Genomic DNA, 24,461 nt, shown 5'->3' with positions numbered 1-24,461 from the left:
AGCGGGGTGCGGCGGAGCTCAGGCGGGAGCGATGATGATCGAGCCGTTGTGCCCGCCGAACCCGAAGTTGTTCGACAGCGTCGGCCCCGGTGTCCAATCGCGGGGCTCACCCATCACGACGTCGATCGTCATGTCGTCACCGAGCACCTTGGTGTTGGCGGTCGGCGGGATCTGGCGATGCTCGAACGACAGGAGCACGGCGGCGGCTTCGAGCGCCCCGGCGGCGCCGAGCGCGTGTCCGGTGACACCCTTGGTCGACACCACGGGGACGGTGCGTTCGCCGAACACCTCGGTGACGGCCGCCGCCTCGGCGGCATCGTTGAGCGGGGTGCTCGTGCCGTGTGCGTTGATCTGCTTGATGTCGCCGGGCGTGAGGCCGGCGTCGTCGAGCGCCAGGTGCATGCAGGCGATCGCACCGACCCCGCCGGGGGCCGGGGCGGTGATGTGATGGGCGTCGGCGTTGCTGCCGCCGCCCACGATCTCGCCGACGATGTTCGCGCCGCGCGCCACGGCATGCTCCCACTCTTCGAGGACGAACGACGCGGCGCCCTCACCCATGATGAACCCGTCGCGGTCGGTGTCGAACGGTCGGCTCGTCCCGGTGCTCGAGAGCGCCGTCATGTTGCCGAAACCGGCGAGCGCGGTGGGGGTGCCGGCGTGCTCGGTGCCGCCCGACACGATCGCATCGGCCAGTCCCCACGAGATCAGGCGGGCGGCGTACACGAGCGCGTGCGTTCCGGCAGCACAGGCCGTCACGATGGTCTCGTTGGGGCCGCGCAACCCGAACCGCATCGACACGGCGGCACCCGGTGCGTTGGCCATCATCATCGGGACGAGGAACGGCGACACCCGCCGTTCGCCCTTCTCGAGCCGGATCGAGATCTGTTCCTCGAGTGTGTGGATCCCGCCGACACCGGTTGCGAAGATCGTGCCGATCCTGGCGGGATCGATGTCGAGGTCGCCGGCCTGCTCCATCGCCTCGATCGCCGCGCCGACCGCGAATTGCTCGCTGCGGTCGGCCCGGCGGGCGTCCTTGGGCGAGTCGTAGTAGGGCGTGGGGTCCCAGTCGTCGATCTCCGTGACGCGTCCGCTGTCGGACAGACCTGGGCCGAGGAGCCCCTGCCAGTAGTCGTTCTTGCCGATGCCACACGGAGCGACGACGCCGTACCCCGTGATCGCGACGCGACGGCCTTGACCGTTCATGGTGATTCCTTCGTGTCGGCCCGCAGTGCGGGTCTGATCATCAGAGCTTGTTGGCGACGAGGTCGTAGGCCTGGCCCACGGTCTCGATGCCCTCGAGTTCTTCCTCGGGTACTTCGACGCCGAACTCTTCCTCGAGCGCCATCACGAGCTCGACCAGGTCGAGGCTGTCGGCATCGAGGTCGTCGCCGAACTTGGCATCGGGTGTGACTTGATCCTCCGAGACCGAAAGCACCTCGACGGCGCACTTCTGGAAGCGGGCGAACAGTTGTTGATCCAACGGATGTCTCCTTGTTGTGTGGGTTGGTCAGTGTAGATGAGGGTGGTCAGTGTCCCATGCCCAGGCCGCCATCGACCGGGAGCACGGCGCCGGTGATGTAGCCGGCGTCGGGAGAAGCGAGGAACAGGACCGCAGCGGCGATCTCGTCGGGCGTGGCGGCTCGTTCGAGCGGGACGGCGGCGACGATCGCCTCAAGACGTTCGTCGCCGAGGGCCGCGGTCATGTCGGTCTCGACGGGACCGGGCGCGACCACGTTGACCGTGATGCCGCGCGAGCCGACCTCGCGAGCGAGCGACCGGGCGAGGCCGATCAGGCCGGCTTTGGAGGCGGCGTAGTTGACCTGACCGGGTGCGCCGAGCATGCCGACGACCGACGACATCAGCACGATGCGGCCGGCACGTGCCTTGAGCATGCCCCGGACGGCCCGCTTGGTGACGCGGTACGACGCGGTGAGGTTGGCGTCGATGACGCCGGCGAAGTCGTCTTCGCTCATGCGGAGCAGGAGCCCGTCGCGGGTGACGCCTGCGTTGGACACCAGGACCTCGACCGGACCACCGAACTCGGCCTCGACCGCGGCGAACGCCGCGTCGACCTGCTCTCCGTCGGTGACGTCGCACTTGACGCCGAACAGACCGTCGGGTGGGGGCGACGAGTTGTAGGTGACCGCGACGTGGTCGCCGAGCTCGGCGAAACGGCGGGCACACGCCAGACCGATACCGCGGGATCCGCCGGTGATCAGGACGATGCGTGGTTCGCTCACGCGACACCACCTCCCCAGCGGAGGACGCAGCTCGCTGCGGTCATCCCGCCGCCGAACCCGACGAGCAACACCAGGTCGCCCTGCTCGACGCGGCCGTGGTCGAGCGCGTCGGCGAGCGCCAGCGGGATCGACGCCGATGACGTGTTGCCCGTTCGCTGGATCACGACGGCCGCTCGTTCGATCGGCACGCCGAGGCGGTCGCAGGCGGCCTGGATGATCCGGATGTTGGCCTGATGCGGGACGACCAACTTGATGTCGTCGCCGGAGACGCCGGCGTGCGCCATCGACTTCTCGGCCGAATCGACCATGATCCGAACGGCTCGGCGGAACACCTCCTTGCCCTCCATCTCGATGAACCCGCCGACCTCTGCCTGCAGGATCCCGAGCGCCGACCCGTCGGCGTCGAGGTCCCAACCCAGCAGTTGACCGCCGCCGTCGACGCTCTCGAGGACCACGGCGCCGGAGCCGTCGGCGAACAGCGGGGCGGTCGCCCGATCGTTCCAATCGGTGATGCGGGACAGGCTGTCGGTGCCGATGACCATCACGCGGTCGGCGCCCATGGCGATCAGGCCGTGGCCGGTGACCAGGCCGTACACGAAGCCCGAGCAGGCGGCGTTGACGTCGAACGCCCCGCAGCGCAGCCCGAGCTCGTTCTGGACCGCTGCGGCCGAACCCCACTGCTTGTCGGGGGTGGTCGTCGCCAACACCAGACCGTCGATGCGGCTCGGGTCGAGTCCGCTCATCTCGAGTGCCTGACGGCCGGATTCGACGCTCAGACCGATCGTGGTCCCGCCGATGTGGCGCTGTTCGATGCCCGTGCGCGTCCGGATCCACTCGTCGCTCGTGTCCATCGTTGCGGCCAACTCGTGGTTGGTGAGCACCTTCTCGGGGAGGGCGGTGCCCCACCCGGAGATGACGGCCCCCTTCGAGCCTTCGCGAATTGCTGGCATCGTGCCCTCCCTCAGCTGGTTCGCAGCCAGGCGATCGGTTGTCGCGACGTCACACGCTCGGTATCGACCGCGATGTAGTTCTGCAAAGCCCCGTCGAACGGCGAGCGGACCTCGTGCTCGCCGACGTGACCCAGCACGGTACCAACCGAGATGGTGGCACCAGAACCGAGCTCGGCGGGGGTGAAGATGCCGGCGGCCGGGGACACGACGACACGCTCGGCGACGAAGAGGTGTTCGCCTTCGATCTCGGGCGTCGGTGCCGCCTCGACGGCGATCCAGGTCAGCAGTTTGTCGAGGTCGTCGGGTGTGGCGACCGAGATCGTGCGGGCGCCGTCGACGCTGCGCTTCGCCATGCCGGTGAGCACGCCGCCGGGTCCGAGTTCGGCGAAATCGGTGACACCGAGCCCGGCGAGCGTCTGGAGGCTGTGCTTCCAGCGCACCGGACTCGACAGCTGGGCCGAGAGCAACGAGACCCACTCGCCGCCGCGGTCGTGGGGCTTCGCGTCGACGTTGGAGACGACGGGGATCTCCGCATCGCGGATGTCGGCCGCCGCGATCGCGCCGCGGAGGCGGTCGCGTGCGGGCGCCATGTACGAGGTGTGGAACGCACCGGAGACCTGCAGGGGCATCACCCGCTTGGCGCCCAGTTCCTTCGCCTGGGCGCCCGCCTTCTCGACGCCCTCGGGCGATCCGGCGATCACGACCTGGCCGGGCGCGTTGAAGTTGGCGACCCAGACATCGGCGTCGGCGAGATTGCAGGCCACCTCGACCTGGTCGTCGTCGAGCCCGAGCACGGCAGCCATCGTGCCGACCTGGAGGCCGCCCGCTTCGTGCATCGCCGCGGCCCGTTCGGTGACGAGGGAGACGCCTTCGTCGAATCCGAGCGCACCGGTCGCGGCCAGCGCGGTGTATTCGCCCAGGCTGTGCCCGGCGCAGAAGCTGGCTTCGATCCCGAGCCGCTCGACCGCGTCGAGGACCATCAGGCTCGAGACGAACGTGGTCAGCTGTGCGTTCCGGGTGTCTTTGAGTTCGTCGGCGTCGGCGTCGAGCAGCAGGGCTCCGACGTCACGGCCGGCGACCTCGCTGGCCTCGTCGACCAGTTCCCAACTCTCGTGATCGACCCAGGGCCGACCCATTCCCGGTCGCTGCGACCCCTGTCCGGGGAACGTGAATGCGAGCATCGTGGCGAGGCTAGACGCTTCGAGCGGCCGTCCTCGCGCTACCTGCGGGTAACCGGCGGGTTTCTGGTGGGACAGAACTTCGGTCACCCGGTGCGGCGACGCCGTCGCCTACTCTGCTCGCCATGAGCATGACTCCACCACCACCGCCGCCGCCCCCGCCGCCGCCCATGAACGAACCGCCCGCCGGTGCGGTCGCCGGCGGTCAGCCGCTCGCCTCTGCCGGCATGCGGGTCGTCGCCCGGCTGCTCGACGCGATCATCGTCGGTCTGGTGTTCGGCTCCGTGTTCGCCGCGATCATCCTGAGCGGTGACGACGACGCCGGCCTCGCCGGGTTCGGCACCGACACGAGTCTCGGGCGGGCGTACCTGATCGCCCTCCTCGGCGCGGCCGTCGGATTCGCCTGGGACGCGGTGTGCACGAAGATGTTCGGTGGCACGCCGATGAAGCTGGCGTTCGGCATGAAGGTCGTCCAGCAGAACGGCGCCGACGTCGAGTGGGAGCATGCGATCAAGCGATGGGCGCTCCCCGGTGCCTTCGCGTTGATCCCGCCGTTCGTGGCGCTCAACGTGCTCCTCGGCCTGGCGCAATTGGTGATCGTGATCGTCAGCCTGGTGTTCATCTTCTCGAAGCCGCTCCGGACGGCGGTGTGGGACCAGTTCGCGTCCACGATGGTCGTCTCGACCCGCTGATCACCGCCTGATGGCGTCGGGTGGGGCGCCGGTATCCTCACCCGCACGCCCCGGTAGCCCAACGGCAGAGGCAGCGGTCTCAAACACCGTCAAGTGTGGGTTCGAATCCCACCCGGGGCACATGGTTTCCTGGCTCGTCCAACGGCGTCTCGCGCAGACGTCGACGCGCCTGCGTTCGCTGCGGACCGAGCTGTCGCAGATCGACGAGCAACTCGACGTCGTCGCCGACGAGGCCGACAGCCAGGCGATCCGTGCGCTCGTCTCCGAGACGCCGGGCGCGTCGTTCGAGGCGAACGACGCGCGCAAGCACGCCGACGCGATGCGCAAACACCGCCAGCACGTGATCGACAGCATCCGAGAGCTCGAGACCCGCCAGGACGAACTCCTCGACAAGATGAACGCCGGGGGCTGAACCGCTCGCCCCCATCGCGGGGCTGGTTGAATGTGATGTACGGCCGTCGAGGCCGATGAAAGAAGGAACCGAAGTGTCGCTGAGAGTTGTGATCGCCGAAGACGAAGCCATCATCCGGATGGACCTGCGCGAAACCCTCGAAGAAGAGGGGTACGACGTCGTCGGCGAGACCGGACGAGGCGACGAGGCGGTCGAACTCGTGCGTTCGCTGCGTCCCGACCTGGCCGTGCTCGACGTCAAGATGCCCGGCATGGACGGCCTCGAGGCCGCCGGCATCATCACCGACGAAAAGCTGTGCGGTGTCCTGATCCTCACGGCGTTCAGCCAGCGTGAGGTCATCGAGCAGGCTCGCGACGCCGGAGCGTTGGCGTATCTCGTGAAGCCGTTCCAGAAGAGCGACCTCGTCCCGGCGATCGAGGTCGCGATCGGGCGTTTCCGCGAGCTCCGCAACCTGACCGGTGAGATCGACGCGCTCGGCGAGCAACTCGAGGCCCGCAAGACCATCGACCGTGCCAAGGGGTTGCTGATCGACGAGTGCGACATGAAGGAGGCCGACGCCTTCTCGTTCATCCAACGCACCGCGATGAGCGAGCGCACCAAGATGCGCGACGTCGCCGAACGCATCCTCGACGGCTCACTGCGCCCCGATTGATCGGTTGCCGTCGGGCCGAGTGGTTCGGTTCGTGTCGCGCCTAACGTGGCGGGCGTGTCCACCTATCTCCTCGTCGACGGCAACTCACTGACGTACCGGGCGTTCTTCGCGCTCCCGGCCGACATGGCGACAGCGAGCGGACAGGTGACCAACGCGGTCTTCGGGTTCACGTCGATGCTGATCAACGTCATCAAGGACCAGGAGTGCGACGGCATGATCGTCGCCTTCGATCGGCCGGAACCCACGTTCCGCCACGAGGCCGAGCCCGAGTACAAGGCGCAGCGCGAAGCGGCGCCCGACATCCTCCGCCAGCAGATGGGGCTGGTGCGCGAAGTGCTCGATGCGATCGGTGTCCAGCAGATCGAGGCGGCCGGCTGGGAGGCCGACGATCTGATCGCGACGCTGTCGTCCAAACTCGTCGAGCGCGGCGACGACGTGCTGATCGTCACGGGTGACCGCGACAGCTACCAGTTGGTCGCGGATCCCCACGTACGCGTGCTCTACAACAAGCGTGGCGTCAGCGACTACGCCCTCTACGACGAAGCCGGCATCGCCGAACGGACCGGGGTCACGCCGGATCTGTATCCCCAGTACGCGGCGCTCCGCGGCGACAACTCAGACAACCTGCCCGGTGTGCCCGGGGTCGGCGAGAAGACGGCGGCCAAGCTCATCAACAAGTACGGCGGGCTCGACGGCATCTTCGCCCATGTCGACGAGCAGACGCCGAAACTGCGCGAGAACCTGACCGAGCACGAGGCTCGCGCTCGGAAGAACCTCGAGCTGATGATCCTGCACCACGACGCGCCGGTCGACTCGGTCGACCTCGATCCGGCGGCCCTGGCGATCACGCCGGACCCCGAAGAGATCCAGCGGCTGTTCGACTTCCTCGAGTTCCGCACGCTCGCCGACCGCCTCGCCGACGTGTTGGGGCCCGACTCGGGCATCTCGTCGAGCGAGCCCCGCGACGAGTTGGTGGCCGAGGTCGAGACGCTGCCCGACGCCGCAGCCGCGGCGGCGGCGATCGCGGCGACTCCGGTGCTCGATCTCGCCGGGGTCTGGGAGGGCGAGCCGGGACGCAGCAACCTCGACGGTCTCGCGTTCGTCACCGATGCCTCGACGTCGTCGGTCGCCTGGGTGCCGGGGGAGTACCTCCGCGACGATGCGGTGGCGTCGGCGCTCGGTCGGCACGGGCAGGTGCGGGGACACACGGTCAGGCCGCTGATGCGTTCGCTGCTCGACGCCGACATCGACGTGCGCGGCCTCGTGCTCGACGTCGCGATCGCCGCGTATCTCATCGACCCGGCCGAGGCTCGCTACGAGATCGCCGATCTGCTGACCAAGTTCACCCCGTTCGCCCCGCCGAGCGACGATGCGGCCGTCTCGGGTCAGCTCGATCTCGACGGCAATGCCGTCACGCAGGCCGATCGCGCCGGGCGCGACGCGCTGGCGGTGCACCACATCGCCGGACCGATCGAGGCGAGCCTCGATGCGCAGGGCATGGCCGACCTCTACCACTCGATCGAGAACCCGCTGGTGCGGGTGTTGGCCAAGATGGAGCACGTCGGCGTCGGCGTCGATGCCGACACGCTGCGGTCCATCAACCAGCGCCTCACCGCCGAGGTCGAGGCGCTCGGGGTCGAACTCCGCGCCGTCGCCGGCAAGGACGACCTCAACCTCAACTCGCCGACGCAACTGCGAGCCCTGCTGTTCGAAGAGCGCGAACTCAGCCCGGTCGGCGTCAAGAAGACGAAGTCCGGCTACTCGACCGACGCGCAGACGCTCGAGAAGGTCAAAGACCAGTGGCCCGAGTTCATCGTGCCGCTGCTGCGCCATCGCGAGGTCGAGAAACTCCGTGGGACCTACGGCGAGGGTCTGCTGCACGAAGTGGCCGAGGACGGTCGGATCCACGCCACCTTCAACCAGACCGTCGCCCGCACCGGGCGCCTGAGTTCCGACAAACCGAACCTGCACAACATCCCGGTCCGCAGCGACGAGGGGCGCGTGTTCCGCACGGCGTTCGTCGCCCCGGCCGGTCGCACGCTGCTGGTCGCCGACTACAACCAGATCGAGTTGCGCTGCATCGCCCACCTCGCGGCCGATCCCGGCCTGATCGAGGCGTTCACGGGCGGCCAGGACATCCACAACGCCACTGCGGCGCGCGTGTTCGGTGTGGAACCGGGAGACGTCACGCTCGATCAGCGTTCGAAGGCGAAGATGGTGTCCTACGGCCTCGCGTACGGCATGGAGGCGTACGGCCTGGGCCAGCGGTTGAACATCCCGACCGACGAGGCGGCGAAGATCCTCGAGGCGTACTTCCTGGCGTTCCCCAACGTGAAGGCGTACATGGACGCCACCGTGCAGGAGGCGCGCAAGACCGGATACACCGAGACGCTGTTCGGTCGGCGCCGGCCGATCCCCGAACTGCTCAACTCGAACTGGCGGATCCGTCAGGCGGGTGAGCGGCAGGCGATGAACGCGGGCATCCAGGGGTTGGCCGCCGACATCTTCAAGGTCGCGCTCGTGCGGATCGACCAGGCGCTCGAGGCCGGCGAACGCGAGAGCGAGGTCGTGTTGCAGGTGCACGACGAGGTCATCGTCGAGGTGCCCGACGCCGAGCGCGACGAGGTCGGCGACGAGATCATCGACATCATGCGGCACGCTGCCGATCTCGACGTGCCGTTGGAGGTCAACGTCAGCTGGGGCGAGACCTGGGCGGCGGCGAAGGGATAGTCGCTGCCGTCGCCTCCGGCCCGGACACCACGACCGGGCGCAGCAGCGACCAGGCGGTGACGCAGGCCGCGACCAGGGCGGCCGCCGACAGGGTCGCCGCCGGTCCGGCCGCGACGGCCAGTGCACCGCCGATCGCGATCGCGACGGTCTGCGAGCCGTACTGGACGCCGCCAGCGACGGCCATCGCCGACGATCGGCCGTAGCGCGGCAGTCGCTGTCCGACGACCTGATTGGTTGGCACCGCGATCGCGTCGACCGTGCCGGACAGGAACAGCGCCGGTGCGGCGATCAGTGCCCAGCGGATCGAGACGGCGAACAGCGCGGCGGTCGCGAGCGACAGCACCAGCGTCCGGATCGCAGCGCGACGAAGCAGGTCCGACGGGTCGGTCTCGCTGTGGGGCCACACGGCGATGGCGAGCATCGAGCCGGCGGCGATCGTTGCCGCCATCACGCCGACACCGATGCCGGACGTCGAGACCCCCATCTCGGCGGCGTACGGGACCACGAGCGCCTCGGGGAGCACCATCACCATGTTCACGCCGACGAACAGCAGGAGCGCCCGCCGGCAGATGGGGTCGGTGCGCCACACCGTCGCGCCGGCGGTGACGCCCGCCCAGCCGATCGGCGCCTCCTCGTGGCGTTCGGCGGCTCGACCGTGACGGAGCCGGGTGAGCAGGAGTGCCGAGACGACGAAGGTCGAGGCGTTCACCGCGAGCGTCGCCTGGGCGCCGAGCAGGGCGATCGCGGCGCCACCGAGCGCGTAGCCGAGCACCAGTTCCGCCTGCGATGCGACGCCGAACAGGGCGAGCGTCGCCCCGTAGCGCTCGGTCGGCACCACGTCGATCAGCGCGGCGCCACGTGCGGTGACGAACGGCGGTACGCACAGTCCCGCGAGGAACGCGAGTCCGAGCAGGGCCGGAACGGGGAGTGGCGCGAGCATCGCGAGGATCAGCGCCGCCCGGACGAGGTCGGAGATGATCATCACGCGGGTGCGACCGAAGCGGTCGGCGAAGGTCGACAGCATCTGGCCGGGCCCGAGCCAGGGCAGGAGTGAGACGAGGGTGACCGCGGCGGTCCACCACGCCGACCCGGAGCGGTCGAAGACGAGTACGGCCAGTGCGAGCCGCCCGGCCCAGTCGCCGAGACCGGAGACGAGTTGCGCTCCGAAGAGGATCCGGGTCTCCGGGTGTGTCAGGGGCGACAGGAGATGCTGGAACCGGTCGCGCATGGAGTGACATTGCTACCACCTTCAGCGTTCGGCGAGCGTTCGGCGAGCGTTCGGCAGGGTGTCGGGGGTCGTCGAGGCTGCTCGGGGGCTCGTCGAGAACCCGGCAGACTGGGCCGATGGACGATCACTGGTTCGAGCCCATCGCGGACCATCTCGGAGCGGCGTACCTTCGCTACTCGTTCACCAAGGGGACACGCCAGGAGGTCGACTTCCTGGTGTCGGCGCTCGACCTCCGGCCGGGCCTCCGAGTACTCGACGTCGGGTGCGGCCCGGGTCGTCACGCCCACGCCCTCGCCGAGCGGGGCATCGCGGTGCACGGCATCGACGTCAGTCGTCGCTTCGTGGAGCTCGCAGCCGAGTCGGCCCCCGACGGCGCCACCTTCGAACGGCTCGACGCACGACACCTGGAGTTCGACGCCGAGTTCGACGTCGCGATCTGCCTGTGTCAGGGGGCGTTCGGTCTGATGACCGCCGACGGGCACGACGGCACGGTCCTCGCCGGCATCGCGAGGGCGTTGCGGCCCGGGGGGCGGCTGGCGTTGAGCGCGTTCAGCTCGTACTTCGTGATGAAGCACTGGGACGGGGCCGAGTTCGACGCCGAGACCGGCGTCAACCACGAGCGGACCGAGATCCGCAACGAGGCGGGTGAAGCCGTCGAGACGAGTCTCTGGACGGGCTGCTACACCCCTCGCGAGCTCCGCCTCCTCGGCGCGGCCAACGGGTTCACGGTCGATTCGATCAGCAGCGTCGAGCCGGGCGCGTACGGGATGTCGCCGCCGACGGTCGACACGGCGGAGTACCTGGTGCTCGCCAGGCGAACCCCCTGATCCCGGAGCGATCGGGCCCGAACGTGGGGCTGTTGGAACGCGTCGAGGGCTGATAGCCTTGACTGCTGCGCTGGGCACCCGGCGCGCACGTGAACACTTACCCGTCCCTCTGAAAGCAGTCCGTCCTTTGTCCGATACCACGACCCAGCCCACCGAAACCGCGAATGAGGCGGTGACCGAAGCGCCCGCCGACAATCCGGCGTTCGGCACGTTCGACGAGGAGGGCAACTACACCCCGCGCCAGATCGTGTCCGACGATCTCGGCATGAGCTTCGCCGACGCGATCGACGGCACCATCGTCGACGTCGAAGACGGCCAGATGGTCAACGGCACCGTCGTCAAGATCGACAAGGACGAAGTGCTGCTCGACATCGGCTACAAGAGCGAGGGTGTGATCCCGAGCCGCGAGCTGAGCATCCGCAACGACGCCAACCCGTCCGAGATCGTCACGCTCGGCGAAGAGGTCGAGGCGCTCGTCCTCACCAAGGAAGACAAGGAAGGCCGTCTGGTCCTCTCCAAGAAGCGGGCGCAGTACGAGCGTGCGTGGGGCACGATCGAGGCCAAGAAGGAAGCCGACGAGATCGTCGAGGGTCCGGTCATCGAGGTCGTCAAGGGTGGCCTCATCGTCGACATCGGTCTGCGTGGCTTCCTGCCCGCATCGCTGGTCGAGCTCCGTCGTGTCCGCGACCTGGCGCCGTACATCGGCACCACGGTGCAGGCCAAGATCATCGAACTCGACAAGAACCGCAACAACGTCGTGCTCTCCCGTCGGGCCTACCTCGAAGAGAACCAGAAGGAGACCCGCGACAGCTTCCTCACCAACCTCAAGATCGGCGAGGTCCGCGAGGGCACGGTCTCGAGCGTCGTGTCGTTCGGTGCGTTCGTCGATCTCGGCGGCATGGACGGGCTCATCCACGTCAGCGAGCTGTCGTGGAAGCACGTCGACCACCCCGGTTCGGTCGTCGCCGTCGGCGACCCCGTCAAGGTGCAGGTCCTCGACGTCGACTTCAGCCGCGAGCGCATCAGCTTGTCGCTCAAGGCGACGCAGGCCGACCCGTGGCAGGAGTTCGCCGAGACCCACGAGGTCGGGCAGCTCGTCTACGGCCGGGTCACCAAGCTCGTCCAGTTCGGTGCGTTCGTCCAGGTGGGCGACGGCATCGAGGGCCTCGTGCACATCTCGGAGATGTCGACGCACCACGTCGACTCGCCCGAGCAGGTCGTCACGCCGGGTGAAGAGCTCTGGGTGAAGATCATCGATCTCGACCTCCAGCGTCGCCGGATCAGCCTCTCGATCAAGCAGGCCGCTGAGGGTGGCGAGCTCGCCGCCGAGTACCGCGAGCACTTCGAGGTCGACGACGAGGGCAACTGGGCCAGCAGCAGCGACGAGGTCGAGGCTGCCTGGGCCGAGTACCAGAACGGCGAAGGCGCCGACGCGGCCGCACCGGCCGACGACGCTGCCCCGGCGGCCGAGGCCGCCGAGGCCATCGAGCCGGCGGCCGAGTCCAGCGAGGCCTGAGACCACATGCTCCTGGTCGGTTTGACCGGGGGAATCGGCGCCGGCAAGTCCACGGTGTCCGCACTCCTCTCGGAGTACGGCGCCGTGATCGTCGACGGCGATCAGGTCGCCCGTGACCTGCAAGCGCCCGGTTCTCCGGTCCTCGGCCGGATGGCCGAGCGCTTCGGCGAGCACATCATCCGTGACGACGGCTCACTCGACCGGGCGGCGGTCGCTGCCATCGTGTTCGGCGACTCCGATGAAGCGAAACAGGCGCTCTCCGACCTCAACGCCATCGTCCATCCGGCGATGCACGACGAGATCGCGGCGCAGATCGCGGCGCAGGCCGACACCGACCGCATCGTGGTGCTCGATTTCCCCCTGTTGGGCGAGAACCCGCGCGACGACCTCCCGGCGACGATCGTGGTCGACGTCCCGGTCGAGGTCGCCGTCCGCCGCCTCGTCGAGTTTCGTGGCATGGACGAGGCCGACGCCCGTAACCGTGTCGCCAGCCAGATCGACCGGGACGACCGCTTGGCGCAGGCCACCCACGTCGTCGACAACTCCGGCGATCTCGATCAGCTCCGACACGAGGTCGACGGTCTCTGGGCCGCCCTGGTCGAGCTCCGCGACTCGTCAGCCGTCCGATAGTTCGAGCCGGGCCTCGATCTCGCCGTCGTCGACCCGGCCCGTCGGGACGAACCCGAGCCGTTCGTAGAACGGCGCCGGCGCTCCGGGCTGGTCGGTGACGTAGCTGACGGTGATCGCGTCGAATCCCGCCGCACGGCGTTCGGCGATGATCCGTTCGATCGCGCGCCGTCCGATGCCCCGCCCCTGGTGCCGGACGTCGACCACGAGCCGCCACAGGTACGGGTCGGGACGCCCGTTGTAGGGCTCGGCCATCAGCACGAACCCGACCAACTCGCCGTCGGCCTCGATCGCCCGGTACCACGGCGTGACCCGATCGCCACGCACGACCGGAGGCACCAGCGCCTCGGCGAGCGACTCCGTGACCGGGGCGACGAACTCGCGCTGTGAGAACGTGCGGTCGATCTCGCCGACCGAGCGCACGTTGTCGGCGGTGATCTCGACGAGCTCGACGCGTCCGGGTGGCGTCGTCGGGCGCTTGCACCACGCCTTCCAATCCGGTTCGAGCATCGAGAACCGAGCGTCGTCGGTCCACTCGCCGCGCACGAACGCCGAGGAGCGGGCCGTGCCGACGTACTCGAAGCCGCATCGCTCCAGTACCCGAGCGCTGGCCAGATTGCGCGGGTCGATCGTCGCGGCGATGCGGTGCACGTGCTTGCGACGGAACAGCCAGGCGATCACCGCCTCGACGGCTTCGACGGCGTATCCCCTGCCCTGGTACTCGGGGTCGAGGGTGTAGCCGATCATCGCCAGGGTGGCGTCGGGGTCGAGCCAGACCGCGACGTCACCGACGAGGACGCCGACGTCGCTTCCCGTCACCAGGGCCAACTGCACCCAGGTCCCGGCGGTCGGACCGGCGAGCGTCTCCATCTCGTCGACGAGCTCGTGCGCGAGGTCGCGGGTGTACGGCATCGGCCAGTCCTGGTATCGGGCGACGTCGGGGAGCTTGCGGTAGTGCGTGAACGCGGTGACGTCGTCGCGCGAGAGCATCCGGATCGTCAGACGATCGGTACGCAGTTCGAGACGGCGGCGGTGCGGCACGCGACCATTCAACCTCGGCGGGCCGTTCCTCACCGACGCGGAGGCCTACACTCCGCTCGTGGTGATCGGACTCGCCCTCTTCGGCGTGGCCGTCGCCGTGTTCGACTGGTGGGCCGTGAGCGCCGGACGCACCCGGGCCGAGACGATCGCGAAGCCGGCGACGATGCTCGTGCTGATCGCGATCATCGCGGTGATGCCCGATGTTCCTGGTCCGGTGCGGACCTGGTTGGTCATCGGAGCCGTGCTGGGACTGGTGGGTGACGTCGCACTGCTCGGCGACGGCGAGTCGGCGTTCATGGCCGGGCTCGGGTCGTTCGCGCTCGGGCATCTCGCGTACGTGGCGGCTGCGCTCACCGTCGGCTTCGACGCAGCGTGGGCGCTGCCCGGCGTCGTGTTCCTGATGGCGCTGCTCGGCTACCGGTTCCTGCCGCGGACGTTGCCGGGGGCCCGATCGTCGGGTGGCGCCGCCCTCGCCGGCGCGGTGATGTTCTACGCGGTCGTCATCTCGGCGATGGTCGTCACGGCATGGGCGACGTCCTCGCCCGTCGCCGCGGCGGGAGCGATGTTGTTCGCCCTCAGCGACTGGGTGCTCGGTCACCGACGGTTCGTCGGCCCGCTCCCGGGTGGCCGCTTGGCGGTGATGGTGCCGTACCACGTCGGGCAGGCGTTGCTCGTCGTCGGCCTCGGAGCTGCGTGACGGGTCGGACCGCGGCCGTTCGGTCCGGTATCGTGCCGCCGATGGCGGGCCGTTGGGTATTCGGGTACGGGTCGCTGGTCAGCCCGGTGTCGTTCGCCCACACGCTGGGACGTGCACTCACGCCCGGCGTCGACTTCTTCGAGGCTGAGTTGGCCGGCTACGGGCGCCGCTGGAACTACGGGACCGACGTCACGTTCACCGCGGTCGGTCCCGACGGGGTCGAGCGGTCGGATTGGGTGTTCGTCGCACTCGGTCTCGTCGACGCACCGGGCGAGGTCACCAACGGCGTGATCGGCTGGGTCGGCGACGACGAGCTGGCAGCACTCGATCTCCGCGAACGTCGCTACGACCGCGTCGACGTCACGACCCGGATCGCACTCGGGCCGGGTGCGGTGCCGGTCGTCGGTGCCGCCTCGATCGTGACCTACGTGCCGCGCGCCGACCCGATCGCGGCGTACGAGGAGGCGAAGGAGCGTGGCGTGGCGGCGATCACCGCTCGATACTGGGACCTGGTCGACGAGGCCTTCGACGACCTCGGACCCGGTCGGCGGGCTCGATACCGCGAGACCACCCCCGACCCCGGTCTGCCGGTGCTCGCGCAGGCCGATGCCGACGTGCCGGAGCGGCACCGCGGGCGACGGGCCTGACACCCCCGGCCGGTCAGCACTCGGCGACGATCTCGCCGTCGACGGGTGTCGCCGTCGTGTCGCCGCCGGGGAAGAACGATCCCGAGCCGCGGATGGTGGAGCCGTCGAGGCTCAGCTCGATCGTCCCGCCGACAGCTTCGTAGAAGGTTCCCGCCTCCCAGAGGGACTCGTAACTCTCGTCGTACACCGAGATGGTGGCGATGCCGGTGACGTTGCCCTCGTCACCGAACTGGGTGATGTCGAGGCCCGGGGTGTCGTAGGACACCGCGGTGAACAGGATCTCCGAGCCGGCCGCCATCTGCGGCTCGAGGCTGCAGAGGATCCCGAACTCGAACGTCTCGCCATTGGCGAGCGTGAGTGTCGCGTCCGATCCGCCGGAGCCCGCCGGTTGGTCGTCGGCCGGCTCGTCGGCCGCCGCCTCCGGGGTGCCCGATGCACCGGCATCGTCGTCGGTATTCGTGGTGGTGTCGTCGTCACCGCCGCACGCGGTCATCGCGAGGGTCAGGGCGGCGGTGGTCAACAGAGCGGTGAGGGAACGCATGTCACCAGCGTCGCGAACCGTGACGGGGCGCGTCCATTCGATTCGAGCTCGATCGATCGAACGGACGTTCGCTGATAGGATCGTCGGTGATGTCCGACACGACCGTCACCGCCCCCGTCCCCGACCTCGCCGGGCAGCCGATCGCGCAGCCGACGGCCGACGACCGGCCGTTTCGAGTCGTGTCCGACTTCGAGCCCGACGGCGATCAGCCCAAGGCGATCGCGCAGCTGGCCGAGGGCATCGAACGCGGCGACCGGTTCCAGACCCTGCTCGGTATCACCGGCTCCGGCAAGTCGGCGACGATGGCCTGGACCATCGAGCAGGTCCAGCGGCCCACCCTGATCCTCGCCCCGAACAAGAGCCTCGCCGCCCAGCTCGCATCCGAGATGAAGGAGTTCTTCCCCGACAACCGGGTCGAGTACTTCGTCAGCTACTACGACTACTACCAGCCCGAGGCCTACATCCCGTCGAGCGACACGTTCATCGAGAAGGACAGCTCGATCAACGACGAGATCGACCGGCTCCGTCACTCCGCCACCGCCGCGCTGCTCACCCGACGCGACACGATCGTCGTCGCCTCGGTCAGCTGCATCTACGGCATGGGCAACCCCGACGAGTACAAGGGCCAACTGCTCGACCTGTCGGTCGACGTCGACTACGACATGCGCAACATCCTCCGGCGTCTCGTCGACATGCAGTACGACCGCAACGACGCCACGCTCGGCCGCGGCAAGTTCCGGGTGCGGGGCGACACGATCGAGGTCCACCCCGCCTACGACGAGTCGGTGCTGCGGATCGAGATGTTCGGCGACACCGTCGACCGGCTCACGCGGATCGATCCGCTGACGGGTGAGACGCTCGAGGAGCTCAAGCGCACCGTGATCTTCCCCGCGACGCACTACGTGGCCGGCAACGAACGGTTGGCCGTGGCGACGGGCAAGATCGAACACGAACTGCAGGTGCGGCTGAAGCAGTTCGAAGACGAGGGCAAGCTGCTCGAGGCGCAGCGGCTGCGCATGCGCACCCAGTACGACCTCGAGATGATCAGCGAGGTCGGTTACTGCAACGGCATCGAGAACTACTCGATGCACATCGACGGGCGCGACTACGGCGAGCCGCCGTTCACCCTGCTCGACTACTTCCCCGACGACTTCCTGCTCGTCATCGACGAGAGTCACGTCGCCGTCCCGCAGCTGCACGGCCAGTACGCCGGCGACCGAAGCCGCAAGGACGTGTTGGTCGAGCACGGGTTCCGCCTGCCGTCGGCACGCGACAACCGTCCGCTCACGTTCGAAGAGGTGCTCGAGCGGATCAACCAGGGTGTCTTCCTGTCGGCCACGCCGAGCGAGTACGAACTCCGGGTCTCGAGTCAGGTCGTCGAACAGATCGTACGGCCGACCGGTCTGGTCGACCCCGAGGTCATCGTCAAGCCGACCAAGGGCCAGATCGACGACCTGATCGAACTCGTCAACGGCCGGATCACCAACGGCGAGCGGGTGCTGGTCACCACCCTCACCAAGAAGATGGCCGAAGACCTGACCGACTATCTGCTCGAGCAGGGGCTGCGCGTCCGGTACCTCCACTCCAACATCGACACGATCCAGCGGATCGAGATCCTCCGGTCACTCCGGCTCGGTGAGTTCGATGTCCTGGTCGGCATCAACCTGCTGCGCGAGGGCCTCGACCTCCCCGAGGTGTCGCTCGTCTGCATCCTCGACGCCGACAAGGAGGGGTTCCTCCGCAGCGAGACCTCGCTGATCCAGATGATCGGACGGGCCGCCCGCAACGTCGCCGGTCAGGTCGTGATGTACGCCGACAAGCAGACCGACTCGATGGAGCGCGCGATCGGTGAGACGCAACGTCGCCGTCAGCTGCAGCTCGCCTACAACGAACAGCACGGCATCAACCCGCAGACCATCCGCAAAGCCGTCGGCGACATCCTCTCGATGCTGCGCCCCGACGGCGGAACGGCGCCGGTCCCGGGGAAGGACCGACGCCGTCAGCGTGAACGCACCAAGGTCCAGCAGGAACTCAAGTCACTTCCGCAGCAGGAGCTGCAGCGACTCATCCAGACCTTGGAAGAAGAGATGCACGAGGCGTCGGCGGATCTCAAGTTCGAGTACGCCGCTCGCCTTCGTGACGAGATCAACGACCTGCGGCGCGAGATCCGCGACGCCGAGTGATCGTCCCGGTCAGTCGATGACCGGCGCCCAGGTCGACTCGATCGACGTCAGCTGCACGCTGCCCAGGATCGGCGTGAGCACATCGCCGACTGCGTCGAGTTCGACGAAGTAGGCCTCGCCCGCCGGCAGGGAGGTGAGGTCGATCGTGCGGCAACCGGCGGCCGTGATGTCGAGGTCATCCACCAGATCGGTCACCGCGCCGAGTTCGTCCCGCACGGACACCGTGATCGAGTCGATGAGCGCACCGAGCAGGAGGTCGTCGAAGCAGAGATCGATCGCGTCGAGTTCGTACTCGGTGATCCCGTCGATCGGGTCGATGATCGCTCCCGGCTGATCGAGTTCGAGGATCCCGTCGTCGAGCACGCCGATCGTGACGCCCTCGATCGCGTACAGCAGCGAGCCGAGCAGTCCGCGGACGTCGCTGGTGGCCTGCCGCACGAGCACCTCGGGGCCGCCGGGGGCGAACCGGGCGTCGGCCTCCGCCTTGGTGTAGCCGTCGCCGACGTCGGCCTTGGTGGCGAGAGCGGCATCGATCTCCTCCTTCGAGTAGGTCTCACTCTTCGTGTAGAAGTTCGTCACGGTGGTGGTTCCGTCGAGCCGGCCCATGACCTCCTGGATCCACGTGTCGGAGTAGTACCCGCTCACGTCGATGACGAGGTCGACGGTCCCGGCGAGGTTGTACACGCCGATCGCTCCGGTGGTCGAGAGCATCACGTCCACCTTGTTGGGGGTGGGCGCGGCACCCGGCAGATAGTTGAGGTTGCTCGCCACCGGCAGGTCGTCACCCTCCGGGAACAGCGTCATGAAGCTCGGCGCGGTGGGTCCGACGGCAGTGACGTTCAGGGAGACGCCCTTCGCTCCCTCGGGAACGGCGCAGTTGCCGATCGCGCCGGTGACCTGCTGTGCGTGTGTCTCGTCCGCCTGGAGCGGCGTCGATCGGTCACCGACCTGGAACTCGGGACGGGTGTCCACCAGCCGGCACGGCGGTACGGCGACGTAGACCGACGGCTCCTCGGCCGGCGCGGCTCCGGCACCGAGGCCGGCGATCGTGATCGCTCCGACCGTGGCGGCGACGACGGCGGAAACGCCGACCCATCGAGAGTTGGACAGTGTTGACATGGGGCCTCCTGGGCAGTGGTTTCGACTGAGCTGTCGACCGCCCGTGGGAGTGTCTTGACCCGATGACCCGGGTATATCGACGTGATGTCCGACAACGCCGGTATGGCGGGGATATGTCGTGGATATGCCCGGCTACTGCCACCGGGCCACGAGTTCGCGGAGGTCGGGGGCGTCGGGTCGCCCGGCTCGTTCGATCAACACCGCGGTCGCGATCAACGATCCGCCGCCCAGCGCCAACCAGACCCAGGTGGGGATCGCGGTGAGGTCGGATCCGGTCGCGAGCACGGTCGCGATGCCACACAGGACGGTGCCGCCGACGAGCGGGGCGGCCAGACGGTGCCAGGCACCGAGCCCCGCCGCCACGACCCCGAGGGTCAGCAGGAGCGGGAGGACCCACACCGGGTCGCGGTCGAGGTGCGCAGCAGGCAACCAGAGCCCCGGGATCACCAGCGCCGCGGTGTAGGCGACCCAGCTGCTGACGCCGAACTCGGCCCGCAGTGCTCGACCGACCAACACCGAAGCGACGGTGATGGCAGCCAACCAGAGATCGGCGACCCGGATGTCGGCCGGGGCGATGAGGTCGGTGAACCAGACGTGGGCGCCGGAGGTGAACCACCAGCCGATCGCCCCGCCCACCGCCGTCGCCAGTCCGGACCAGAGCATCGGGCGGCGTTCGAACGCCACCCCGCCCAGCGACATCTGGATCCCGAGGACGAACCACGCCGCGGCGATCCACGGCGGGTCGAGCCCGAACAGCGTGGTGGTGAGCAGCACGACGCCGGCGGCGCCGGCCGCGGCGTCGAGCGCGGTTCGACGGCCGATCGTTCCGGCGAGTCCGGTGAGTGCCACCACCGCGAGCATCGCCATGACGACGACGTCGCCGAGTGGGACGTCGAGCGGGGCCGCCGATGCAGCGACCGTGACGACGGCAGCTCCCGCCGCAGCGTGGGCCATGACGGCGGAGCGGTGGACCGACCAGGCGATCGTGAACGCCGCGGTCGCCGCCGCCCACCCGGCCCAGTACGAGGTGTCGAGCGTGCCCGCCGCCGTGGCTGCATCGAGGGCGACGACCGACGTGCAGGCGACGGTCGCCACCGCAGCGACCGTGTGGCGGCGCTCGACGATCACGACGAGCAACATGACCCCGGCGATGACACCCAGCCCGATCGCCGGGGCGAAGCGGTCGGTCAGTGCGAGGGCGCCGAGTGCCACGCCGATCGCGATCGCACCCATCTCGAGTCCGCCGACCACGCGGTGGTCGGCTGCGAGCCGACCACGTGCGGCGACCACGATCGCGACCGTGGCGGCCAGGAATGCGAACGCGATCGCTCCCGTGGCCAAGCCGGTGTCCGAGCCGACGGCGCCGATGCTGATCAGGGCCCAGATCCCGGCCGGATGGAGAGCGAGCGGGGAGAGGCGCCTCGACAGCACCACGGCGAACAGCACCGCGACCGTCGCGGCGCCGGCGACGGCGAGGTCGGGCGGATCGAAGGCGACCACCAGGCCGAGCAGCGCCCCGGCGACGGATGCGACACCGAGATCGGCGAGCCGGGGACGGGACGAACGCCACCGGAGCAGCGACAGGCCGACACCGAGGCCGGTCAGCGCGACCGGGATCGCCCAGGGAGACGCGAGGTCGGTTCCGCCGATGTCGAGTCGAGCGATGGCCGGCGCCGTCCACGCGCCGACCGCCACCGTGACCGCTCCGATGTCGACGAGATCGGCGATCTGCCCGCGCCACCGATCCGTCGGCAGGAGGAGCAGACCCAGTTCGGCGGCGATCAGCGCCATTGCGGGGACACTCCACCAGGCGACGAACGACCCGTCGGCGGCGGCGAACCCGGTGACCAGCCCGATGACCGGACACGCGACCGCGACCAGCATGAGCGGGTTGCTCCGGCGACGCCAGGCGATCGCGCCGATCACCGTCGCGGCGAGGAGGCCGACGGCGGGCCCCGACCAGCCGAGTCGCTCGCCGACGAGGCCGGCCCGCTGCAATGTCCCGTTCCCGATGCCGGTGTCGGCCAACGCCGTCAACGCCGGCGAGACCACGGCCAGTCCGGCGAGCATCGCGCTGCGGCGGTGGGCACCGACCACGAGCAGGCCGGTCGCCGCGAGCGCGGCGAGCAGGCCGGCGGTGGTGCCGAGGAGTGCAGCAGCGCCGGTCGCCGCCGTCGCCCACCCGGCGATCTGCGCCAGATGCATCGTCGCCCGCCGCCGGCGGGTGGCCTGGAGCTCGGTGGCGACGATCAACGTGACGCCGCCGAGGAGCAGACAGCCGGGCCAGGTGACCCCCACCACCGAGAGCGCGCTGATGCCGACCGAGGCTGTGAGCAACGTACCGACGTGGGCGACGATCCCGGCGGTCGTCGGCGCCATGGGACGGAGTCGTCTCGCGGCGATGAGCAGGCCGACGGTCACGCCGGCAAGTCCGGCGACGCGCACGCTCTCGCCGATCGTGTTCCAGTTGCTCGCGACGACCGCGACGGCGGCGACGAGCAGCAGCGCCCCGCCCAGCAGGCCGATCCAAGCTGCGGCGGGGACGGCGCTGAGCCCACGACGCTCGGCGTCGGTCTCGGGTACGGGTACGGGATCGACGGTGGGAGGTGGCCAGTTCATGCCTCCATCGTGAAGGCAGGCGGCTCCGGCGGATATCGGGGACATCCCCCAGAGCGGGCTGGGGAGCCGTGGGGAGATTCAGTCCAGGCCGTGCTCGACGGCGTACCGGACGAGGTCGCTGCGTCGGCTGAGGTGCAGCTTGCCGAGGATGTTGCGGACGTGGTTCTCGGCGGTCTTGGCCGCGATGTCGAGTTCGAGGCCGAGCTCCTTGTAGGTGCGGCCGCGTGCGACAAGCTGCAACACCTGCCGCTCGCGCTCGGTCAGGGGGTTCGTGTCGGCCGATTTCGCGAGCCGGCGGAACTCTCCGAGGACGAGCGCAGCGAGCGATGGTGAGAACACGGGTTCGCCGGCGGCTGCGGCGCGGAGCGACGCGGTGAGCTCGTCGATCGGCGTGGTCTTGACGAGGTACCCGGCGGCGCCGGCGGCGACCGCGTCGAGCAGATCCCGCTCGGCCTCGCTCACGGTCAGGATCACGATGGGGCACACGGTGGCGCACCGCTCGACCACGGCCAGGCCACCGCCGCGCGGCATGTGCAGGTCGCAGATGACGAGATCGGGCTGTCGGGCGGTGATCACGTCGATCGCCCCCTCGGCGTCGTCGGCCTCGCCGACGATCTCGAACCCGGGGCCGAGTTCGTTGCGCAGGCCGGACCGGACGAGTTCGTGGTCGTCGGCGAGTACCGTCCTGATCGGGTCGTTCACGACGTCGATCCTCCCATGCCGGCGGCCTCCGGCGCGGGCTTGGTCCAGATGCAGACCTCGGTGCCGCTCCCGATCGACGATGAGATCTCGACCCGTCCGCCGATCGATGCGATCCGGGCGAGCACCGACTCGTCGATGCCGTGCGTACTCCGGGGAGTGGCCGGATCGAACCCCATCCCGTCGTCGTCGATGCTGGCGAAGACGTGCCCGTCGTCGTCGGTCTCGACGAACACCACGACCCGGTTCGCCACCGCATGCTCGAGCGAGTTGGCGACCGCTTCGCCGATCGCCCGGGCGACGAGGTCCTGGTGGCGGTCGGGGAGACGGCAGCCGTCGTCGAGCACGCTGACGGTGACCGGTGTGTCGTGGCCGGTCCGGACGCGCTCGATCTCCGAGCGAACCCGCGTCTCGAGATCGGCGACCACGCGCCCGGCGCTCCCGAACAGGAACGCGCGGAGATCCTGGTCGGCCTGCCGCGCCGCGGTCGCGAGTTCGGGGTCGCTCGACGCAGACCGTCGTTCGACCAGCGCCAACGTCTGGAGCACCGTGTCGTGCAGCACCCGGCCGACCTCGTCGCGGGCCCTGCGGTCGGCGATCTCGCCCTCGACCCGCTTGAGGAGCCGTGCCTGCCACCCGAACACGACACCGCACGCGCCGTAGAACAGGCTCGTCGCGGCGATCGACACGATCTCGGGTGTGCCCCACGCATCGAACCGGTTCAGCTCGGCGCCCGCCCACTCGGCCGGACCGACGAGGAGTCCACTGAGACCGGCGATGACCGGCCCGTACGCCACCCCGACCGTCGCCATCGCGATCAGCGGCCATTGCGTGGCGATGCTCTGCGACGTGGCGAACACGTGGTCCGGTTCGAACACGTAGCCGTCGACGATGCTGAGTCCGATGGCGAACGCCACGTCGGCGATCACGAACGGTGCGTGGAGCAGGCGCTCCGGTCGGCGGCGCAGGAGCACGGTGCCGACGACGGTCAGGGCGAGCGTGGCCCCGACGGCGCCCCATCCGACGATCGGGTGGCGGACCTTGGTCTCCGCGTCGGTGAAGAGCAGGATGCCGGCCATCCAGAGCCATGCCAGCCAGCGTGCGACCACCAGCGCCTTGAGGATCGTCAGACCGGTCGGGAACAGCGCCGGTCGAGGCGTCAGCGTCGGAAAGCGGTCCACCGCATCAGTGTCGCATTCCGGCCTCGGACCGGTATGGATCACGCGCCGTGTCGCCCGCGGAGCGGCACGAACCGAACCGGAATGAGCGTCTCGATCGTGTCGCCATCGGGGCGGCGGGTGAGGAGGACCAGTTGCTCGACGCCGCGGCCGACGGGCATCACGAGCCGCCCACCCGGCGCGAGCTGGTCGAGCAGCGGTTCGGGGATCTCGGGCCCGGCGGCCGTCACGCTGATCGCGTCGTACGGCGCGCCCGACGGGTGTCCGAGCGAGCCGTCGCCGGTGATGACCTCGACGTGGTCGGCGTGGTCGGCCAGCAGTGCCCGTGCGGTCTCCGCCAGCTCCGGTACGACCTCGACGGTCGTGACCCGTTCGGCCAACTCCGCCAGCACCGCGGCGCCGTACCCGGAACCGGTGCCGATCTCGAGGACACGATCGGTCGGCGAGACGCTCAGCGCCTGGGTCATGAGCGCCACGATGTACGGCTGGGAGATCGTCGCCCCGTGGCCGATCGGGACCGGCTGATCGCCGTACGCGAGATCGGCGTCACCTTCGACGAAACGGTGGCGTGGCACCCGGCGCATCGCGTCGAGGACCCGCTCGTCGACGATGTCGCGAGCGGCGAGTTGCTGATCCACCATTCGGTGTCGAGCGATCTCGTGGTCGGCCACGAGATCGACGGTAC

General features: G+C 69.2%; 23 protein-coding genes and 1 tRNA gene. 11 read left to right on the top strand and 13 right to left on the bottom strand.

The window, feature by feature from the left end:
• Positions 1–18: 18 nt before the first annotated feature.
• Genes R8G01_04790 through fabD form a run of 5 tightly spaced genes read right to left on the bottom strand, consistent with a single transcriptional unit; the run spans position 19 to position 4,371 of the window.
• Positions 19–1,203 carry a beta-ketoacyl-ACP synthase II gene (locus tag R8G01_04790; GenBank protein MDW3213292.1) on the bottom strand — a complete coding sequence of 395 codons (1,185 nt, stop codon included), beginning with the start codon at positions 1,201–1,203 and terminating at the stop codon, positions 19–21.
• Positions 1,204–1,243: 40 nt separating this feature from the next.
• Complete coding sequence (gene acpP / locus R8G01_04785) at positions 1,244–1,480, bottom strand: acyl carrier protein (protein MDW3213291.1); 237 nt, start codon at positions 1,478–1,480, stop codon at positions 1,244–1,246.
• Positions 1,481–1,526: 46 nt separating this feature from the next.
• The gene (gene fabG / locus R8G01_04780; protein MDW3213290.1) at positions 1,527–2,240 is read right to left on the bottom strand and encodes a 3-oxoacyl-ACP reductase FabG; all 714 of its coding nucleotides are present in this window, start codon (positions 2,238–2,240) and stop codon (positions 1,527–1,529) included.
• Complete coding sequence (locus R8G01_04775) at positions 2,237–3,190, bottom strand: beta-ketoacyl-ACP synthase III (protein ID MDW3213289.1); 954 nt, start codon at positions 3,188–3,190, stop codon at positions 2,237–2,239. Before R8G01_04775 ends, fabG begins: the two co-directional genes overlap by 4 nt.
• A gap of 11 nt (positions 3,191–3,201) precedes the next feature.
• Complete coding sequence (fabD, locus tag R8G01_04770) at positions 3,202–4,371, bottom strand: ACP S-malonyltransferase (protein ID MDW3213288.1); 1,170 nt, start codon at positions 4,369–4,371, stop codon at positions 3,202–3,204.
• A gap of 122 nt (positions 4,372–4,493) precedes the next feature.
• Between fabD and R8G01_04765 the strand changes: the two genes are divergently transcribed.
• The 5 genes from R8G01_04765 to polA all read left to right on the top strand — a co-directional run bounded on the left by R8G01_04765 (position 4,494) and on the right by polA (position 8,854).
• A complete protein-coding gene (locus tag R8G01_04765; protein MDW3213287.1) occupies positions 4,494–5,060 on the top strand; it encodes an RDD family protein in 567 nt (188 codons plus the stop codon).
• A gap of 47 nt (positions 5,061–5,107) precedes the next feature.
• A tRNA-Leu gene (locus R8G01_04760) sits at positions 5,108–5,180 on the top strand.
• 1 nt (position 5,181) lies between these two features.
• A complete protein-coding gene (locus R8G01_04755; protein MDW3213286.1) occupies positions 5,182–5,472 on the top strand; it encodes a hypothetical protein in 291 nt (96 codons plus the stop codon).
• 55 nt (positions 5,473–5,527) lie between these two features.
• Complete coding sequence (locus tag R8G01_04750) at positions 5,528–6,124, top strand: response regulator (GenBank protein ID MDW3213285.1); 597 nt, start codon at positions 5,528–5,530, stop codon at positions 6,122–6,124.
• A gap of 54 nt (positions 6,125–6,178) precedes the next feature.
• Complete coding sequence (gene polA / locus R8G01_04745; GenBank protein ID MDW3213284.1) at positions 6,179–8,854, top strand: DNA polymerase I; 2,676 nt, start codon at positions 6,179–6,181, stop codon at positions 8,852–8,854.
• On the opposite strand, the gene R8G01_04740 is transcribed toward polA, so the two are convergent.
• Entirely contained in the window at positions 8,817–10,082 is a 1,266-nt protein-coding gene (locus tag R8G01_04740; GenBank protein MDW3213283.1) for an MFS transporter, read from the bottom strand. The genes polA and R8G01_04740 overlap by 38 nt on opposite strands.
• Before the next feature lie 116 nt (positions 10,083–10,198).
• Between R8G01_04740 and R8G01_04735 the strand changes: the two genes are divergently transcribed.
• The 3 genes from R8G01_04735 (at position 10,199) to coaE (ending at position 13,055) form a co-directional block, all read left to right on the top strand.
• Positions 10,199–10,909: a methyltransferase domain-containing protein gene (locus tag R8G01_04735; protein MDW3213282.1), complete on the top strand. Its 711-nt coding sequence runs from the start codon at positions 10,199–10,201 to the stop codon at positions 10,907–10,909.
• Between the two features lie 172 nt (positions 10,910–11,081).
• Positions 11,082–12,425 (top strand): 30S ribosomal protein S1, encoded by a 1,344-nt coding sequence (gene rpsA, locus R8G01_04730; GenBank protein MDW3213281.1) that lies wholly within the window; start codon positions 11,082–11,084, stop codon positions 12,423–12,425.
• A gap of 6 nt (positions 12,426–12,431) precedes the next feature.
• Positions 12,432–13,055 carry a dephospho-CoA kinase gene (gene coaE / locus R8G01_04725; protein ID MDW3213280.1) on the top strand — a complete coding sequence of 208 codons (624 nt, stop codon included), beginning with the start codon at positions 12,432–12,434 and terminating at the stop codon, positions 13,053–13,055.
• Here the strand turns inward: coaE and R8G01_04720 are convergent.
• Positions 13,041–14,093 (bottom strand): GNAT family N-acetyltransferase, encoded by a 1,053-nt coding sequence (locus R8G01_04720; protein ID MDW3213279.1) that lies wholly within the window; start codon positions 14,091–14,093, stop codon positions 13,041–13,043. The two genes, coaE and R8G01_04720, sit on opposite strands and share 15 nt — an antisense overlap.
• A 58-nt stretch (positions 14,094–14,151) precedes the next feature.
• Here R8G01_04720 and R8G01_04715 point away from each other — a divergent pair, with 58 nt between their 5' ends.
• On the top strand, positions 14,152–14,790 hold the full coding sequence (locus R8G01_04715) for a lysoplasmalogenase (protein ID MDW3213278.1): 639 nt from the start codon (positions 14,152–14,154) through the stop codon (positions 14,788–14,790).
• Positions 14,791–14,831: 41 nt separating this feature from the next.
• On the top strand, positions 14,832–15,437 hold the full coding sequence (locus tag R8G01_04710) for a gamma-glutamylcyclotransferase family protein (GenBank protein MDW3213277.1): 606 nt from the start codon (positions 14,832–14,834) through the stop codon (positions 15,435–15,437).
• 13 nt (positions 15,438–15,450) lie between these two features.
• Here the strand turns inward: R8G01_04710 and R8G01_04705 are convergent, their stop codons facing one another.
• Complete coding sequence (locus R8G01_04705) at positions 15,451–15,978, bottom strand: hypothetical protein (protein ID MDW3213276.1); 528 nt, start codon at positions 15,976–15,978, stop codon at positions 15,451–15,453.
• An 89-nt stretch (positions 15,979–16,067) separates the two neighbouring features.
• Here R8G01_04705 and uvrB point away from each other — a divergent pair, with 89 nt between their 5' ends.
• Positions 16,068–18,161: an excinuclease ABC subunit UvrB gene (gene uvrB, locus R8G01_04700; protein ID MDW3213275.1), complete on the top strand. Its 2,094-nt coding sequence runs from the start codon at positions 16,068–16,070 to the stop codon at positions 18,159–18,161.
• 9 nt (positions 18,162–18,170) lie between these two features.
• Here uvrB and R8G01_04695 read toward each other — a convergent pair whose 3' ends face one another.
• The 5 genes from R8G01_04695 to R8G01_04675 form a co-directional block, all read right to left on the bottom strand.
• On the bottom strand, positions 18,171–19,280 hold the full coding sequence (locus R8G01_04695) for a hypothetical protein (GenBank protein MDW3213274.1): 1,110 nt from the start codon (positions 19,278–19,280) through the stop codon (positions 18,171–18,173).
• Between the two features lie 132 nt (positions 19,281–19,412).
• Entirely contained in the window at positions 19,413–21,899 is a 2,487-nt protein-coding gene (locus tag R8G01_04690; protein ID MDW3213273.1) for a hypothetical protein, read from the bottom strand.
• A gap of 78 nt (positions 21,900–21,977) precedes the next feature.
• The gene (locus tag R8G01_04685) at positions 21,978–22,601 is read right to left on the bottom strand and encodes a response regulator transcription factor (protein MDW3213272.1); all 624 of its coding nucleotides are present in this window, start codon (positions 22,599–22,601) and stop codon (positions 21,978–21,980) included.
• Positions 22,598–23,779: a hypothetical protein gene (locus tag R8G01_04680; GenBank protein ID MDW3213271.1), complete on the bottom strand. Its 1,182-nt coding sequence runs from the start codon at positions 23,777–23,779 to the stop codon at positions 22,598–22,600. Before R8G01_04680 ends, R8G01_04685 begins: the two co-directional genes overlap by 4 nt.
• A gap of 38 nt (positions 23,780–23,817) precedes the next feature.
• Complete coding sequence (locus tag R8G01_04675) at positions 23,818–24,447, bottom strand: protein-L-isoaspartate(D-aspartate) O-methyltransferase (protein MDW3213270.1); 630 nt, start codon at positions 24,445–24,447, stop codon at positions 23,818–23,820.
• Positions 24,448–24,461: the final 14 nt, after the last annotated feature.

This window comes from Ilumatobacteraceae bacterium, assembly GCA_033344875.1.
In the GTDB taxonomy this organism is placed as follows: Bacteria; Actinomycetota; Acidimicrobiia; order Acidimicrobiales; family Ilumatobacteraceae; genus Ilumatobacter.
This window is presented reverse-complemented; position numbering and strand designations above follow the sequence as displayed.

What these genes read in the sequence shown, in the direction of transcription:
- R8G01_04790 (MDW3213292.1), bottom strand. Translation starts at nt 1,203, where the DNA reads ATGAACGGTCAAGGCCGTCGCGTCGCGATCACGGGGTACGGCGTCGTC.
- R8G01_04775 (MDW3213289.1), bottom strand. Translation starts at nt 3,190, where the DNA reads ATGCCAGCAATTCGCGAAGGCTCGAAGGGGGCCGTCATCTCCGGGTGG.
- fabD (MDW3213288.1), bottom strand. Translation starts at nt 4,371, where the DNA reads ATGCTCGCATTCACGTTCCCCGGACAGGGGTCGCAGCGACCGGGAATG.
- R8G01_04765 (MDW3213287.1), top strand. Translation starts at nt 4,494, where the DNA reads ATGAGCATGACTCCACCACCACCGCCGCCGCCCCCGCCGCCGCCCATG.
- R8G01_04755 (MDW3213286.1), top strand. Translation starts at nt 5,182, where the DNA reads ATGGTTTCCTGGCTCGTCCAACGGCGTCTCGCGCAGACGTCGACGCGC.
- R8G01_04750 (MDW3213285.1), top strand. Translation starts at nt 5,528, where the DNA reads ATGAAAGAAGGAACCGAAGTGTCGCTGAGAGTTGTGATCGCCGAAGAC.
- R8G01_04740 (MDW3213283.1), bottom strand. Translation starts at nt 10,082, where the DNA reads ATGCGCGACCGGTTCCAGCATCTCCTGTCGCCCCTGACACACCCGGAG.
- R8G01_04735 (MDW3213282.1), top strand. Translation starts at nt 10,199, where the DNA reads ATGGACGATCACTGGTTCGAGCCCATCGCGGACCATCTCGGAGCGGCG.
- coaE (MDW3213280.1), top strand. Translation starts at nt 12,432, where the DNA reads ATGCTCCTGGTCGGTTTGACCGGGGGAATCGGCGCCGGCAAGTCCACG.
- R8G01_04710 (MDW3213277.1), top strand. Translation starts at nt 14,832, where the DNA reads ATGGCGGGCCGTTGGGTATTCGGGTACGGGTCGCTGGTCAGCCCGGTG.
- R8G01_04705 (MDW3213276.1), bottom strand. Translation starts at nt 15,978, where the DNA reads ATGCGTTCCCTCACCGCTCTGTTGACCACCGCCGCCCTGACCCTCGCG.
- uvrB (MDW3213275.1), top strand. Translation starts at nt 16,068, where the DNA reads ATGTCCGACACGACCGTCACCGCCCCCGTCCCCGACCTCGCCGGGCAG.
- R8G01_04695 (MDW3213274.1), bottom strand. Translation starts at nt 19,280, where the DNA reads ATGTCAACACTGTCCAACTCTCGATGGGTCGGCGTTTCCGCCGTCGTC.
- R8G01_04690 (MDW3213273.1), bottom strand. Translation starts at nt 21,899, where the DNA reads ATGAACTGGCCACCTCCCACCGTCGATCCCGTACCCGTACCCGAGACC.